Source organism: Enterococcus sp. DIV0170, from assembly GCF_051710765.1.
Lineage (GTDB): Bacteria > Bacillota > Bacilli > Lactobacillales > Enterococcaceae > Enterococcus_A > Enterococcus_A raffinosus.
In genome coordinates this window covers 2,829,964-2,846,570 of sequence record NZ_JBIOLG010000001.1, presented here as the reverse complement: position 1 = coordinate 2,846,570, position 16,607 = coordinate 2,829,964, and the positions used below count along the sequence as shown (strand labels likewise).

Sequence of the window (16,607 nt, the reverse complement as noted above, 5' to 3'; positions counted from 1 at the left end):
GTAAAGAGTGATTGTCAGGAACGCGATTTAGCTTTACTATAAGAGTAACGATTTTTAAGGAGGAGACCATGAAAGAGACACGACCAAGTGATCTGAGCTATCAGGAGAAAATGATTCAGGGATCGGCATGGATGTCGATCGGAAGTATTTTTTCCCGACTGCTGGGGGCAATATATATTATTCCATGGTACGCCTGGATGGGAGAAAATGCCCGAGCGGCGAATGGCTTATTTAATATGGGTTATACCTTTTATGCGTTGTTCATGATGATCTCCACTGCGGGATTACCTGGGGCAATTGCGAAGCAGGTCGCTCGTTACAATTCTATGGGTGACTATCAAACGAGTCATCGGTTATTCATCAAGGCTCTGCAGGCAACAGCGATCTTAGGGATTGTCTTTGGTGGAGTCATGTTCTTCACTGCTCCGTTATTAGCTGGTTTATCAGGTGGTGGTCGTGAACTAATTCCTGTGATCCAGGCATTGAGCATCGCGGTCGTGGCCTTTCCATGTATGAGCGTTTTACGAGGCTATTTTCAGGGTCAGCAGGATATGCGGCCTTCTGCGATTTCTCAATTAGTTGAACAGGCGCTTCGAGTCCTATACATGCTTTTAAGTGTTTTCATCATCATGAAGGTTATGAAAGGCGATTACTTAAATGCAGTGATTCAATCGACCTTTGCTGCTTCAGTTGGGATGATCGGTTCTTATGCTGTTTTACTTTTTTATTGGTTCAAAAAGCATAAGCAAGAAAACAAGCAATTTCAACCTAGTCGGAATAAAGTGGCGATTGACACGAAGAAATTATTGATTGAAACGGTTCGCCAAGCGATCCCTTTTATTTTACTAGGAAGCGGAATCACCATTTATAAATTAGTAGATCAGGTCACGTTTATCCATACGATGAGTGCCAACACGAACTATAGCCACGAGCAATTAGTTGCCTTATATACCCTTTTCAGCGCGAACCCAGATAAGCTGACGATGGTGGTGGTTGCCTTAGGGACCTCATTAGCATTGACAAGCTTGCCGATGTTGACGGAACTTTTCACGCAACGACGTCGGCCAGAGCTGGCTAAACTGGTGAACACGAATATCCAATTGTTTGCTTTTATCATGCTGCCGGCTGTTTTTGGGATGATTTTGTTGGCCTATCCTTTGAATACGGTCTTTTATTCAGCCGATCTATTAGGGAGTCGCGTCTTGGTCGCTGCCTGTTGGGCTGGATTTATTTCAGCTTTATTTATGATGCTGTCCACGACTTTGCAAGGCATCTCCCACAGCCGTATTGCTGTGAGGTATTGGTTAGCTGGGCTGCTGTTAAAAATAGTCATCCAGGTACCGTTAATTGAATTACTGGAAGTCTATGGACCCTTAGTGGCTACATTTATCGGACTAAGTTTTACCTGCGGCTTATGCTTATGGAAATTACGAAGAGTCGTCCACGCCAATTATAAGCTGGCTTTTCGTCGCTGTGTGTTGATTTTTATTTTAGCGATCCTAATGCTGATTGTTGCTGTTGTTGTTCGGCAATTAAGCTATTTAGCCTTTGATCCTTCATCTCGGGTTTCAGCTCTTGTTATTTGTCTACTGACGGCGGGAGCTGGCGGAATGGTTTATTTCTATTTGAGTTTGAAGATACGCTTAGTTGACAAATTAGTTGGGCCGCAGGCAAGAAAATGGCGCAGAAGACTTCATATTAAATAAAACTGTTTCTACTTCCGTTCTTTTATATAGAACGGAAGTATTTTTTTATTATAAATCAACGATTAAATTCAAATTCTACAAAAAATATTTGCAAAATAATTCGAAAAGAACAAGTTTTTTTCTTTTCTTTTCTTTACAAAAAGATTGCAATATTTCTAAAGATAATTTTTGTAATACAAGAGTAAAACAGTTACATCTGCTGGAAAAGGCTTGGATACTGATTTTTATTTAATAAGAATAAAAGTAATATATTTCAAAGTGACACACACACCGGCGTTTTGTTACATAGTTTTATGTTTCTGTAATGAACTGTTACATTAATATTACCCATGAAATACAAAAGGATGGTAAAGTAGCACTCGTAGTCAAGAAGACAGAAGAACAATGACATAAGAAAAATCGGAGGAAGTTACATAATGAAATTAGGGAAAACATTTCTTTTTAGTACAGTATTAGCAGCAGGTGCAGGTTTAGCGATGGGAGCTACAGATGCACACGCTTCAGAAACATACACAGTAGAAGCGGGCGATACTTTATCAAAAATCTCACACAAGTTTGCTGGTAACGACAGCTTAGTAGAAGCAATTGCAAAAGCAAATAAAATTTCTAACGTAAACATGATTTTTGCTGGTCAAGAATTAACGATTGATAGTGAAGGAAAAGCAGCAAAAGAAGAAAAAACACAAGCAGTTGAAACTGTTCAAGAAACAACAACAATTCAAGCTTCCACAGAAGTACCTGCACAAGAAGCGGCACCAGTACAAGCAGCAACAGCTCCTGTACAACAAACACAAGCAGCTCCTGTTCAACAAGCAGCGCCAGTACAAGAAGCAGCTCCAGCAACGACTGCAGCGACAACTTCTTCAGCAAAAGAATGGATTGCTCAACGTGAATCAGGTGGTTCTTATTCAGCTACTAACGGTCAATACATCGGACGTTACCAATTATCAGCTTCATACTTAAATGGTGACTATTCTGAAGCAAACCAAGAACGTGTTGCTGATCAATATGTAACTTCTCGTTATGGCTCATGGGAAGGCGCGCAAGCTTTCTGGCAAGCAAACGGTTGGTACTAAGATAGACGATTTTACGCCAAGACCTCATAATGAGATCTTGGCTTTTTATATGGAAAAAAACCAGTTTAAACAGAGCCATTCTGTCCGAACTGGTTTATTTTCACCATAATCCTGGTAAAGCTCGTACGGCTATTTTTTGATTGGTAAAAGGATGGAGCAAATGCAGCTCACAAGCATGCAACATTAATCGTCCGCGGGGATTTTTACTATATAAGGGGTCTCCGATTAATGGGTGCCCGATACTAGCAAGATGAACGCGAATTTGATGGGTCCTGCCGGTTTCTAATTGACAAAAAATCGCTGTTTGATTTGTTGATTGCTCGGCGACAGTGACATGAGTGATGGCAGGCTTACCACCTTTTGGATCGATTCGTCGTTTGCGCCGATCATGACGATCACGGCCAATTTTTTTATTGATGGTTAAATCTTTTTTGATTGTTCCGTGAACGACCGCTTGGTAGCGACGATAAATTTTTTTTTGCTCTAATAGACGCCCTAAGATTGGTAAGACAAAAGGGTTTTTCGCAAAAACAATCGCGCCGCTGGTTTCTTTGTCTAGGCGATGAACCACGTGAGGCTGGAAATCTGGTGCTAAATAGGCGGCTAAATGATTGAATAAAGTATCGCGCTCATCTGGCTGATTGGGGTGGGTTTTCATGCCTATGGGCTTATTAACAATGATTAAATGTTCATCTTCGTAAAGTACCTTAATTTGTTTTTTGTCGCCCAACAGGATCTTCCGTTCCGGATAATCGCTGGCCTCAAGAAGGATAGTAATCGTATCTCCAGGATGAACGATTGATTGGAAATGACAAACTTCGCCATTAATCAGCAGGCCTTTGCGTGTTCGAATAAAATGGCGAACCTTTCGCGGGACTAGCCATTCCTGCTCCAGTAAATCTTTAATAGGCATTTCAACAGTATGTTCAGGCAGAGTCATGGTGAATTTCATTGAATCGCTCCTTTTTACGGGTTTTAAAATAAGAAGATAGCTACTTAAGTGAGCAAGTAACTGAAGCTTATTTTTTCTTTTTATTGAGTAAAATAAATCATTCATCCGGCTTATTGTATCACTTTTAACGGATATTTAAGAAAAAAATCAGCTTTTCCTTGATAGGCCATGCTAGAATACACTCAAGTGTGTATCGGTCTGGAGACCCAAGCATAGAATCGGTCATTTGTGATACACTGTGTCTGAAATTTGTATAGAATGGAGACCAAACATGGATTTTCAGGAATTTTGGCGCAAATTTAAAAGTGGTGCGAAGGTTTTTTGGCAAAAGTTCCGTAGCGGGACAAAAACCTTTTGGGAGTGGATCAAGCCTTATTTGATTCGTTTTCACCATTGGCGCAAACGTATTTGGAAAAAATATCATATTAATAAAATCTTGCTCTTAATCACACTTGTAGGCATCCTAGTGATGAGTGTGTATCTATTCTTCTTAGCGAAATCGGTGAATGTGGAGACGCTGCAGTCCAGCTTGAAGCAATCGACGGTTATCTATGACGAAAAGAATGAACAAGCCGGTTCTCTCTATGGACAGAAGGGAACCTATGTGGAAAGTGACCAGATTTCTCCTTATTTGAAGGATGCGGTTGTTTCTACAGAGGATCGAAATTTTTATAACCATCATGGGTTTGATATCAAGGGGATTGCTCGAGCCGCGTTAGGTTTGGTTACCTCAGGTCATATTACTGGTGGGGGAAGTACCTTGACCCAGCAGCTGGCGAAAAATGCTTATTTGAGTCTCGATCAGACGCTTGAACGGAAAGCTAAAGAAATTTTCATGGCAATCGAGATTGAAAAGAAATATGACAAGGATCAAATCCTTACGATGTACCTCAATAATGCCTACTTTGGGAATGGGGTTTGGGGCGTTCAGGATGCGGCAAGAAAATATTTCGGTGTAGATGCGAATCAGGTAACGATTGGTGAAGCAGCGACGATCGTGGGGATGCTGAAGGGTCCAAGTATTTATAATCCGATTGATAATCTAGAAAATGCAGTAAATCGTCGCGATACTGTACTATCTGTTATGGTAGAAAATGGCAAGCTGTCCAAAGAACAGGAGGCGCAAGAAAAAGCCGTTGATCTGGGTTCAGAATTGAATGATACGTATTCCTCAGCGGATGCGGGCTATCGATACCCTTCATACTTTGATGCGGTGATTGACGAAGCCGTAGAACGCTATGGAATGTCTGAAAAGGATTTACTGAATAAAGGCTATAAAATTTACACCTCATTAGATCAGGATTATCAAAAACAAATGGAAGCTGTTTATGCCAACAACGCAAACTTCCCAGCGAATGCTGCGGATGGCGCAATGCCGCAATCTGCATCTGTTGCGATGGATCCTAAAACCGGCGGTGTGCAAGCGTTAGTTGGTCGTCGTGGAGAACACATTTTCCGCAGCTATAACTTTGCGACTCAAATGCAGCGTTCACCAGGATCTACAATGAAGCCGTTAAGTGTTTATTCCTCCGCTTTAGAAGCTGGCTACAAACCCGATAGTGTACTGAAGGACGAACCGCAATCGTACTATAAAGCGAAAAACTATGACGGAACCTATCAAGGGGAAGTGCCAATGTATCAAGCGGTGGCTCAAAGTCTGAACTTACCAGCCGTCTGGTTGCTGCATGAACTTGGCTTGAATAAGGGCTATAATAAAGCCGAAGAATTTGGAATCCCATTAAGTAAATCAGATAAATACTACGGCTTAGCTTTAGGTGGGTTAGAAAAAGGGACCTCACCGATGCAAATGGCGGCTGCTTATGGTGCTTTTGCGAATGAAGGAAAAGTATATCAACCGCATTTGATCACAAAAATTATTGATTCTACAGGAGCGGTTATTGAAGATAATAGCTCACCGAAATATGAGCAGGTGATTTCAAAAGAAGTGGCAAATGAAATGACCAGTATGCTCCTAGGTACTTTTTCAAACGGAACAGCAGCTCAGGCAGCTCCTGCAGGCTTCACAGTTGCTGGGAAAACGGGAACGACTGAAACGAACTTCGATGCAAACAAGGTCAATGACCAATGGATCATTGGCTATACACCAAATGTCGTGATTTCTACTTGGTTAGGTTTTGAAAAAGTCAGTGAGACACATTATTTGAGCGGGACAAGCGGTTCAGAAGTCGGGCAGGTTTTCAAAGCCGAAGCCGAATCTATCCTACCATATGCCGGACAATATTCCTTTGATGTCGCGGACGCTTACGCGACTGGCGGAAAAGTTGTAGCGGCAAATGAAGTGAACCAAGGCGCGGACAATTCGGACACGGATAAATGGCGGGAAGAATTAAAAGAAATTGGCGGAAAAGCCAGTGAAGGTGCTGCAAACTTCTTTGAAAAGGCTAAAGAAGGGGCTAATAAGTTGAAAGAAAAAGGCCAAGAACTATGGCAACAATATCAACAAGGAAATTAGGGTGTGAACCCGTTTCCATTCATGTTACAATAGAAAAGTAACTTTTATAGAAAATGAGGGAATAAAAAAATGGCAAACATCTACGATTCAGCGAACGGATTGGAACGCGAAATCCGCGAACTACCAGAATTTAAATCTTTAGAAGCAGCTTTTGCGGAATTAAAGAAAAATGAAACAGCTTATGCGGCGTTCAAGGACTTCCAAGCATTCCAACAAGGTCTGCAAGAAAAACAAATGCGTGGTGAAGACTTCAGTGATGAAGATGCAGCACAAGCACAAGCATTAGCAGAAAAGGTTCAACAAGAAGATTTGATCAATGAATTAATGGTGAAAGAACAAGCTTTCAGCGTAATCATCAACGATTTGAACCGCATTATCATGACTCCAATTCGTGAATTGTACGAAGGTTAATCAGAGATAGAAGCTGCGACGCCCCCGCGTCGCAGCTTTTTTTTTGCCAGTCCAACTTTTCGCAGTTTTATGATTGAAGGAAAGTCCAATCATTTATTAACCTCCCATTCTATTACGTGTTGTATAGTTGGATGGTATGCGTACGAAAATAAGGTCATTTTTCTGGTGTTTAGAAAAATGAATAGTCAAAAACTGAGCTAGGTGCCAGTTGCACTTTTTGCAGTTTATCTGATGAAAGAATAAATCCTTCGTATAAAGAAGTTATTCTTTTTCGGTCAATAAGTTTAGTGCAATGGTATGCGTACGAAAATAAGTTCATTTTTCTGGTGTTTAGAAAAATGAATACTCAAAAACTGAGCTAGCTGCCAGTCTCAATTTTTTTAGCTTACAAGAATCTTACAAGAAACGAATAAAAATGATAGATGAGAAAAAATCACAGTTTTTTTTATCGAAACTTGCTATACTTCATGCCATAAGGATGGCGAAGAAAGAATGAAGAAAATAGTTATTGGAGGCAGTGGAATAGTCCTGTTGGTTATCGGCTGTTTATTAGCTTGGCATGCAAATGCGTTAGATTTTCATGCAAAAAAAACACAAGAGACAACAATTGCCTCTACTAGGACTTCGAAAGATTCATCACTAGAAGAAACTGAAGTGAAGCCAAAAGAGAAAGCAGCGATTGTCTTGCCGACGACTTCCAATCAAGAGTTAGACACTTTTTTGAACAGTCAGCATTTTTCAGGGATTGCGTTGGTAGTACGTAAAGGTCAAGTCATTTTAAATCAATCTTATGGGTTGGCGGATCAAGAAAAGCAAATGAAAAATACACCAACGACTCGATATTATATCGGCTCAGCACAAAAAGCAATGATTGCCACAGGAATTTTACAGTTGGAACAAGCAGGGAAATTGAAGATAGAGGATCCTGTTGCGAAATACATAAAAGCTTTTCCCAATGGACAGCAAATCACACTGAAGAATCTGCTTAATCATACCAGTGGATTAACGGGACGCACAGAGGGAAGTAAAGAAATTTTGCCGGAACAGATTGTTCAGGAAATCGAAGCGGCGGGCAGTGATTCCCCAATAGGAACTTGGCATTATTCGGATAGTAATTATGCAGTTCTAGCCTATATCCTTCAGCAAGTTAGCAAACAAAAGGTGCAGGCGTACATCCAAGAGCATATTTTCAAGGCAGCCAACATGCAAAATACAGGTTTCTATCAAAGTACCAAAGCAATCACTGACTTGGCAGAAAGTTATAAAGAAAAAAATGGCCGTTTAGAAAAAGCGGAGTTACCAAATCTTACTCAATTATTTGGTGCAGGCGATATTTATACGACAGCGACCGATTTTTATTTGTTTGATCAGGCGTTGATGCAGGGAAAATTGATCAATGATGAAGAAAAAAGTAAAATGCTGACGGCAGGCAGTGCTTCTACTTATGGGATGGGGTTCTATGTGAATCCTGGCAGTTACTCTAGCCACGGGGTTCTTGGTGGATTTAATACAATCAATACCTTTACCCATACAGGACTGACCTTTATCATTTTATTAGCGAATACGAATCAGGTTCAGTCTTTAGGTCAGACGGCTGATCATATTTATGAAGTTTTAAACCAGATGGAATAAAAAAAGTTAGCCGTGTGGCTAACTTTTTTTATTTAGAAGAATTTTTTGAATTGATCCCTCAAACTATCGAATTTCTCGGATTTTAATAATACTTTGGCTTTATCATAATATTCGCCCAGTTCGTCCTTATGGTCTTCGATAAACGCCTTGGCTTTGTCAATATTGCCTTCATTTAAGAGTTCTTTGGCTTTTTTGATAAGTTCTTCTTTATTCATTTCGCTCACTCCATTCAATTACTTTCATTCTAATTGATCTGCCTTCTTTTTTCGAGAATTTCCTTTTTAAAATGTTTTCTCAAATACGAACAGACTTTCGTTTTTTTATGTTAAAATAGATTGGATTAAATGCTGATTATTCTAAAGTTCAGCACCATTGTATGTGAGGAGGAGAAAAAATGAAATTCCTACACGCGGCGGACCTACATCTGGATCGCGCCTTTGAAGGACTGACTACTGTGCCAGAGCATTTTCAAAAATATTTGGCAACAGCCAACCAGAAGATGCTGCAAAATATTGTAGATACAGCGATTACGGAAGCCGTCGATTTCATTTTATTGGCAGGAGATACCTTTCATCAAAATCGCCCCACGTTAAAAACACAACGTTATTTCTTTCAAGAAATGGCGCGTTTAGATGAAGCAAACATTCCTGTTTTTATGAATTTTGGCAACCATGACTTTTATCAAGCAGATCGTTATTGGTTTGCTTTTCCAGATACTATTCACATATTCGACGGGGAGCAAGTCGAAACGAAAAATTTTATTACAGGAACCGGAGAGCAGATCGCGATTACAAGTTTTAGTTATCAACACCCAACGATCATCGAAGAAATGGCTGAGAAGTTTCCTCGGAAGGGTGCTGTCGATTTTCACATTGGTATGTATCACGGTGGGCAGGCGCCTTATGCCCCATTTCAATTATCGGAGCTATCTTCAAAAGGCTATGATTATTGGGCGTTAGGACATATTCACGTTCCGCAAATCTTGGCAGAGCAGCCTTATGTTATTTATCCTGGAACACCACAAGGGCATACACAAAAAGAGATGAATCTCGCAGGTGTGATCATAGTCGAGAGCCAAGGAAATCAACTGATTCCAAAAGCGGTGCCAGTGGAAGCTGTTCGCTGGAAAAAGCAGACATTGTCTTTAGCAAAAGTTAGACAACCTCGGGAAATTTTTCCATTAGTCCGTCGCCTAAGTGTAAATGGACCAACCTTAATGCATTTAGAATTTAGTGATGCAGAAAATGTGGGTTCAGAGCTGACGTATCAAATCGCCTCAGGAGAGTTACTAGAGGCGCTGCAAGAGGAAACCGCACCAGAGATTGGTCTTTGGCAATTATCATTGGCAGAGTTACCGAAGGAAAAGCCTTATCTGGCAGTGGACAAGCAGTTGATTGATCATTTGATCCTGACGTACGAAACACCAGAAATATTTAATGAATTATTGAATGATTTGGACCAGAATCCACAGCTTCACCCTTTGATGGATCAAGCGTTTCGAACGCAAACGATGGAAAGACTAAAAGAAAAAATGGAGCAAAGCTATCAATTTAGGAGGGAAGCCGATGTGGATTAAAAAAGCGGAGATCACAAGTTTTGGCAAGTGGCGTCAGCAGACCTTCTTATTTGAAGCAAAAAATCAGTTAGTCTATGGATTAAATGAAGCGGGAAAATCAACGCTGTATCAATTCATCCAAGCAATCTTATTCGGTTTTCCCACGAAGCGTAAAAAAGGTCAAGATTATACACCGAATGATGGCAGTGGTTTTGGCGGACGCTTATTGCTCGTCCATCCGACGTATGGGACAGTGACGGTCGAGCGATACAAGGCCAAAAATAAAGGCAAGGCTAAAGTCTGGATGGAAGACGGCCAGCAAGGGGAAGAAGAATTACTGGAAAAAATTCTTTATCCGTTGAACCAGCAGCTGTTTCGTCAAGTGTTTACCTTCCAACAGGAGCAGCTTCAGCAGTTAGATGTTCTAAGTGAAGAAAACTTGCATGAAGCGTTAATCTCCTTGGGTTTATCCGGCAGCAATGAACTATTTGAACAACGGCTGCAGCTGAAAAATACGTTTGAAGCGATTTATCGGCCCCGTGGACGCAAACAGCCATTGAATCAGGCTTTGCAGAAGTATCAAGCCCTGCAACAGAAGATCAAGGAAAAAGAAGCACAGGAGGCCGGCTTTCAACAGCTGGTACGCCAGGCAGATGAAGAAAAGCGGCAGGTAACGCAACAAGCCACAAAGAATCGCAACCTTCAGGAGCGTCAATTAGGACTGGAACAGCAACGGATGAACTGGTCAGCATACGCAGAATATTTAGAGTTAAAGAAGCTGGAGCTAGAGCTGTCAGCTAGTGAGTCGGAACAGGCAGAGCTTCAAGCGTTTTATCAAGAGTATCAACAATTAATGAAAGAACAGGAAAAATTACATGCTGCGTTGCAGCAGCACAGCGGAAATCAGGAATCTGCACGCTATTATTTTTACTTGGAAAACGAACAGAAGATTCAGCAAATAGTAGCTGAAAAAGTGGCTATCACACGAATGTTGGATGAAGAGCAGCGGATCGCAGTGAAGCTGGCACAAGTCAGTGAAATTTCAACGAACTGGGAGCAAAATCCACCCAAGCCGTTTGCAGATGAGCAAGAAATTCAAAAACTTTTCGCTCCGCTGCAGGCACAGCAAAAAGCGCTAGAGGAACAGCAAATTCGTCTGCGTTTAGTCAAAGAACAGCGAGATCAAGCAGAAGCTAGCCTCAATGACTATGAACAGAAGCACCCGGAACTCTTCAACCGCAAAAAGAATCCGCCATGGTTGTTGATTGGTGCAGCTGTTGGTTTGATCGTCGCCTTTTTACTTCCTGCCCCTTTGCGCTATGTGTTGGTCGCAACAGCAGTCGCTTGCGGTATCGGCGGGGTGCTGAAGCAGAGCAAACCTGCAAATAAAGATACTTGGCAGGAAAAACTTGGACAGCTGGATGTTTACGAAGGACAGGTAGCGGAAATGACAGAAAAAGCGGCTAAGAGTCAGCGCAATGTCCAACGCCTATTCGATCAGCTTCAAAATGAATTACGGCAAAGAAATTTAGCCGGTGCTGAGAACGAGTTTGCGGTTGTGCAGGACAATCAACGGGCACAAAATTATTTAGCACAACTGAAAACAAACAAAGAGCTTCAGCAGCGACAATCGATTTTACGCCAAAATTTGATGCAGCAGGAAGAGCGTTTTGGCTTTTTGACAGAGTGGCTACCCCTCCATGAAAAAAATTTATCTGAAAAGTTTGCAGCGTTAGAGCAGTTTGTTAAGGAAATGGAGCAGATCCGTTTTGCTCAAACCTATCAAGAAAATACGGTTTTGCAGCAGCGCATCCATGAAGCACAGAAGCATCAGCAGCAGCTTTTAGCGCAGTATCATCCTTTGATGGAAAAAGTACATTTGGCGTATCCATCAGAGATTCCCGCATTTTTACAGCGGGAATCCGAGGTGATTCAAAAGCAAGGTCGGCTAAGTGAACTAACCAAAAGTGTTGTCCCATTATTCAAAGAGGAAACAACACTTGCAGAAATCAAAGAAGGCTTGCGTATCTTACAGCAGGAGATTCAAACTGGCGAAGCTCAGCTCCAGCAATTACAGGAGCAAGAGCAGCGAACACGTTTGCAGATTCAACAAATGCAAGCGGATGGCACACTGGACAGTCTTTATCAGCAAGTCAGTCAACAACAGGCGTTAGTTGAAAATTTAACAACGGATTATGCAGTAGCGAAGCTGGAGAATCAGTTGTTACAGGATATCGCCACGGAATTATCTGAGCAGCAGCTGCCTGAGCTGCTAAAACAGGCAATGGGCTATTTCCAAGAGCTGACCAATAATGCACACAGTCGTTTAGATTTTTCAGAAGGACTATTGACCGTCGATCAGATGAGTATATATAATCTTTCCACAGGAACCAAAGATCAAGTGATGATGGCCTTTCGCTTTGCTTATCTTGCTTTACAGCAGAAGCACCCATTGTGTCCAGTAATCATTGATGATGGTTGGCTCCATTATGATCATCAGCGAAAATATCAGTTTGCTAAATTATTACAGCATTTTAGCGAAAATTATCAGGTCATTTGTTTGTCATCTGACCAAGAAATGGTAAGCTATTACCAAGAGCTTCACCAGCCAGTCTGGGAATTGAAGGGAGTCCAACGATGAAAAAAATCAAAGAATTGACAGTTGATGAACAGTTTGAGATGTACGTGCTAATTAAGAACGCCGACGTTCGCTTAGCGAAAAATGGGAAAAAATTTATCGCGTTTACTTTCCAAGATACTTCTGGAACGGTGGATGGCAAATTTTGGGATGCTTCTGAGGAAGAGATTAAGCGATACAAAGCCGGACAAGTGGTTTTATTAAACGGCAAACGCGAAATTTATCAAGGGAACCCACAGGTGAAGATCATGCACCTGCGTACAACGAAGCCAGATGAACCCAATGATCCAGCTCTATACATGGAGCGTGCACCGATCAAGCGTGAGGACATGGAAGAAGAGTTTAATAAGACACTTTTTGAGATTACCAATGCCCATTGGAATCGGATCGTTCGTTTCTTGCTGAACAAATATCAAAAGGAATTTTTCGAATTTCCTGCAGCAAAGCGCAATCATCATGCATTTGCCGGTGGCTTGGCATTCCATACATTGACGATGCTGCGTTTAGGAAAGGCGATCGCGAAGGAATATCCTCAGCTAAATACCTCATTGCTTTATGCTGGGATCATCATTCATGATTTAGGGAAGGTAATCGAGTTAACAGGTCCTTCTTCGACTGAATATACAGTAGTAGGTAATTTAGTCGGCCACCTTGTTTTGGTAGATGAAGAAATCACGAAAGCCTGTGCCGAATTGAAAATCAATGATGCTGACGAAGATATAGTGGTCTTGCGTCATATGGTCTTGTCACACCATGGACTTTTGGAATACGGATCACCTGTGCGCCCACGCATCATGGAAGCAGAAATCCTGCACCAAATCGACAACATTGATGCTTCGATGCAAATGATGTCGAGTGCTGTGAAAAATGCAGAGCCAGGGACATATACCGAGCGTATTTTTGGATTGGATAATCGCAGTTTTTATGTACCAAAAGATATTTAAGACAAAGCATGTCGCGGAAGCCCCGCGGCATGTTTTTATTGTGAAGGAAGCCTTTCTTAAGCTGTCTGAAAAGTGACAATTAAGCTTGTTTGGAGATGAAAAGAAGATGATAGAAACGAAAAGACTTTACCTTCGAGAATTGCAACCATCGGATAGAGAAGCGTTAAGTAAAATTTTACAGGATGAGCAGACCATGTATGCTTATGAAGGAGCCTTTAGTGACGCTGAGGTTCAAGCGTGGCTAGATAAGCAGTTAAAGAGTTATCAGCGGAATGGCTTTGGTTTGTGGGCAGCGGTTTTAAAGGAAACAGGCGAAATGATCGGCCAATGTGGCTTAACATGGCAGGAGCTTGCTGGGGAGCAAGTGTTAGAGATCGGCTATCTGTTCCAACGAGCGTTCTGGCACAAAGGATATGCAAGCGAAGCGGCAATGGCGTGCAAAAACTATGCCTTTGAAATGCTACAGGCAGATGAGGTTTTTTCAATTATCCGTGATACGAATGGCCCTTCTCAAAGGGTTGCTGAAAGAAATGGCATGACTCGTTGCGGAGAATTTATCAAGCATTATCGAGGCATAGATATGTCTCACTACGTTTATTCTGTTCAAAAGTAAGCCGTCGTTTACAGCGGCTTTTTTATTTATTCTAATGATTCAAATTTTAAGAGATGCTTGCGTTTAAAGCTAAAAACCGACTAAAAAAGCAAGTCGTGTTAAGATAAGCATAGAGGGAAAACTTATTTTTCGCTGTGATACAGCGTTGTTACAAATGGAGTGAGGTGAAACCGGATGAAGAAAAAGAAAGAAGTTCAAACGGTGGAAGAAAATTTTGATACAGTTGAGATCCCAGCAGAGCTAGAGGGTCTAACAGCTTCCGAAGTGCAGCGAAAAATAGAAGACGGTCAGACGAATCAAGTGGAAGAGAACTTGTTAAAGTCAGACAAAGAAATTATCAAAGAAAACACGATCAATATCTTCAATATTCTAAACCTTGTATTGGCCTTATTCGTGCTTTTAGTGGGTTCGCCAAAGAATACCTTGTTTTTTGGTGTTGTGGTGATCAACACCTTGATTGGAATCATCCAAGAATTAAGAGCAAAACATACCATCGATAAATTATCAGTCTTAGCTAAAACAAAAGCAGTTGTCTTAAGAGATGGACGGTTGCAGCAGATTGATCAGGAAGCTATCGTCTTGGGGGATATTCTTTATCTGCGAAATGGCGATCAGGTCCCAGTAGATGGGAATTTATTAGCGGGTGAAGGGGTCGAAGTAGATGAGTCACTCCTGACTGGTGAAGCAGATCGCGTACAAAAGACTTTGCAAGATAAATTGTTCAGCGGCAGCTTCGTCACTGCCGGGGAATGCTTCTATCAAGGAACGGCTGTGGGAAAAGATAATTTCGCAGAGCAATTAACCAGTGAAGCAAAAACGAAAAAAACAGGGAACTCAGAATTGACAAAGGTCTTGAGTCGAATGATTGCTGTTCTAACGATTGTGATTATCCCAGTAGGATTAAGCTTATTTTATAGTCAATACCAAGCATCTGCATCCATTAAGCAGGCTGTTTTAGGAACGGTGGCTGCGTTAGTCAGCATGATTCCAGAAGGTCTGATGTTGTTAACCAGCGTCGCATTTGCAGTTGGTGCAGCGAATCTGGCACGTAAGAAAGTACTCGTGCAGGCCTTACCATCTATTGAGACGTTGGCGCGAGTTGATGTGATTTGCTTAGACAAAACAGGAACGATCACTGACGGCACACTAAAATTTGAACAAGCATTACTGGAGGAAGTTTCAGAAAATCGTGTAAACACGATCATGGGTGCTCTCCTGCATCATTTGAAGGATCAAAATGCGACAGCAACAGCCTTACGTAAGGCTTTTCCAGCAATCAGTGATTGGCAAGTAGAAAAAGTTATCCCGTTTTCTTCTGCAAGAAAATGGAGTGGCGTGTCCTTTAAGGATCAAGGCAGCTTCGCTTTTGGTGCGCCAGAATTTATCTTCAAAGAAATGACCGCAGAAATGCAAAGCAAGATCCAACCCTATTTAGAAGAAGGCCAACGCGTACTCGTTTTGGTGGAGTATCCAGGGACCTTGGAAGAAGAACTTGTCTATGAGCCGCGATTGCTTGCAACGTTGATTATCTCAGATAATTTGAGAGAGAATGCACAGGCGACCTTTGGTTATTTTGCCAAACAGGATGTTCAATTGAAGGTCATTTCTGGAGACCATCCATTAACGGTTTCGAAAATCGCACAAAAGGCTGGGATCAAAAATGCCGAAGCGTTTATTGATATGTCCAGCTTAGATGAGCCCATTGATTACAAAGCTTTAGTAACTCAAACGACAGTCTTTGGTCGAGTGACGCCAAAGCAAAAGCAATCCTTGATTCAAGCGTTAAAAATCAATCATACCGTTTGTATGACCGGAGATGGCGTCAATGATGTGTTAGCGTTGCGAGAAGCAGACATTGGTGTGGCGATGGCAAATGGAAGCAGTGCGGCAAGAGCAGCATCCGATGTGATTTTATTAGATTCTGATTTTGCCCGAATGCAGAACGTTCTAAATGAAGGGCGGCGGGTAATCAATAATATTGAACGTGTGGCTTCGATGTACTTGGTCAAAACGATTTATTCGTTAGTACTCGCAGTAATCTTCATGATCATTGCAAGTCCATATCCCTTTGAACCGGTGCAACTAACACCAATCAATGCATTAACTGTTGGAATCCCATCCTTCTTCTTGGCATTGAAGCCAAGTTATGAACGGATTAAGGGGGACTTTTTGAATAATATTTTACGGGTCTCTTTGCCTGGGGCTTTGACAGTTGTGAGTGCTGTAATGATTATTCAATTAGCGAATGTGTTGTTTGATTTAGATTATCAGGCGACGTCGACTATGTCTGTTTTTTTGACAGGATGTGTAGGACTACTGGTTTTATACAAAGTTTCTTTCCCATTAGATAAGAAAAAGATTGCACTGATTACCGCCTTGAGTACAGCCTACCTAAGTTGTTATCTTTTCTTTAGAGAATTTTTCGATTTTGATAAATTGTGGAATCGCAATTTGTTTTTCGTTATCCCATTAACCTTTGGTATTTATTGGTTGTTCAAGGGCTTGACCTTTGTCATGGATCGATTAGTGGATTGGAGAATTCGCTGGAAAAAGAAACGACAGGCGAAAAAGAATCCGCAGTCACGTGTCATTTAATAGAGTAATAAA

The 16,607-nt window shown here is 41.4% G+C and carries 12 protein-coding genes; 10 read left to right on the top strand and 2 right to left on the bottom strand.

Annotation, left to right across the window (positions count from 1 at the left end):
- The first annotated feature begins 68 nt into the window (after positions 1-68).
- Positions 69-1,706, top strand: a complete 1,638-nt coding sequence (locus IGI50_RS13620; protein WP_438777326.1) for a putative polysaccharide biosynthesis protein — start codon at positions 69-71, stop codon at positions 1,704-1,706.
- 416 nt (positions 1,707-2,122) lie between these two features.
- Positions 2,123-2,782 carry a LysM peptidoglycan-binding domain-containing protein gene (locus IGI50_RS13615; protein WP_438777325.1) on the top strand — a complete coding sequence of 220 codons (660 nt, stop codon included), beginning with the start codon at positions 2,123-2,125 and terminating at the stop codon, positions 2,780-2,782.
- Positions 2,783-2,882: 100 nt separating this feature from the next.
- On the opposite strand, the gene IGI50_RS13610 is transcribed toward IGI50_RS13615, so the two are convergent.
- Positions 2,883-3,734, bottom strand: coding sequence for an RluA family pseudouridine synthase (locus IGI50_RS13610; RefSeq protein WP_438777324.1), 852 nt, complete (start codon positions 3,732-3,734; stop codon positions 2,883-2,885).
- A 271-nt stretch (positions 3,735-4,005) separates the two neighbouring features.
- Between IGI50_RS13610 and IGI50_RS13605 the strand changes: the two genes are divergently transcribed.
- The 3 genes from IGI50_RS13605 to IGI50_RS13595 all read left to right on the top strand — a co-directional run bounded on the left by IGI50_RS13605 (position 4,006) and on the right by IGI50_RS13595 (position 8,250).
- Positions 4,006-6,207, top strand: a complete 2,202-nt coding sequence (locus tag IGI50_RS13605; protein WP_438777323.1) for a PBP1A family penicillin-binding protein — start codon at positions 4,006-4,008, stop codon at positions 6,205-6,207.
- Positions 6,208-6,276: 69 nt separating this feature from the next.
- Positions 6,277-6,618, top strand: coding sequence for a YlbF family regulator (locus tag IGI50_RS13600; protein WP_010745354.1), 342 nt, complete (start codon positions 6,277-6,279; stop codon positions 6,616-6,618).
- Positions 6,619-7,110: 492 nt separating this feature from the next.
- Entirely contained in the window at positions 7,111-8,250 is a 1,140-nt protein-coding gene (locus IGI50_RS13595; RefSeq protein WP_438777322.1) for a serine hydrolase domain-containing protein, read from the top strand.
- A gap of 32 nt (positions 8,251-8,282) precedes the next feature.
- On the opposite strand, the gene IGI50_RS13590 is transcribed toward IGI50_RS13595, so the two are convergent.
- A complete protein-coding gene (locus tag IGI50_RS13590; RefSeq protein ID WP_222225989.1) occupies positions 8,283-8,465 on the bottom strand; it encodes a hypothetical protein in 183 nt (60 codons plus the stop codon).
- Positions 8,466-8,644: 179 nt separating this feature from the next.
- Here IGI50_RS13590 and IGI50_RS13585 point away from each other — a divergent pair, with 179 nt between their 5' ends.
- The 5 genes from IGI50_RS13585 (at position 8,645) to IGI50_RS13565 (ending at position 16,595) form a co-directional block, all read left to right on the top strand.
- A complete protein-coding gene (locus IGI50_RS13585) occupies positions 8,645-9,826 on the top strand; it encodes a metallophosphoesterase family protein (protein ID WP_438777321.1) in 1,182 nt (393 codons plus the stop codon).
- Entirely contained in the window at positions 9,816-12,446 is a 2,631-nt protein-coding gene (locus tag IGI50_RS13580; protein WP_438777320.1) for an AAA family ATPase, read from the top strand. Before IGI50_RS13585 ends, IGI50_RS13580 begins: the two co-directional genes overlap by 11 nt.
- Positions 12,443-13,387 carry a 3'-5' exoribonuclease YhaM family protein gene (locus tag IGI50_RS13575; RefSeq protein ID WP_010745359.1) on the top strand — a complete coding sequence of 315 codons (945 nt, stop codon included), beginning with the start codon at positions 12,443-12,445 and terminating at the stop codon, positions 13,385-13,387. Before IGI50_RS13580 ends, IGI50_RS13575 begins: the two co-directional genes overlap by 4 nt.
- A gap of 106 nt (positions 13,388-13,493) precedes the next feature.
- The gene (locus IGI50_RS13570) at positions 13,494-14,000 is read left to right on the top strand and encodes a GNAT family N-acetyltransferase (RefSeq protein ID WP_438777319.1); all 507 of its coding nucleotides are present in this window, start codon (positions 13,494-13,496) and stop codon (positions 13,998-14,000) included.
- A 174-nt stretch (positions 14,001-14,174) separates the two neighbouring features.
- Positions 14,175-16,595, top strand: coding sequence for an HAD-IC family P-type ATPase (locus tag IGI50_RS13565; protein WP_438777318.1), 2,421 nt, complete (start codon positions 14,175-14,177; stop codon positions 16,593-16,595).
- Positions 16,596-16,607 lie beyond the last annotated feature (12 nt).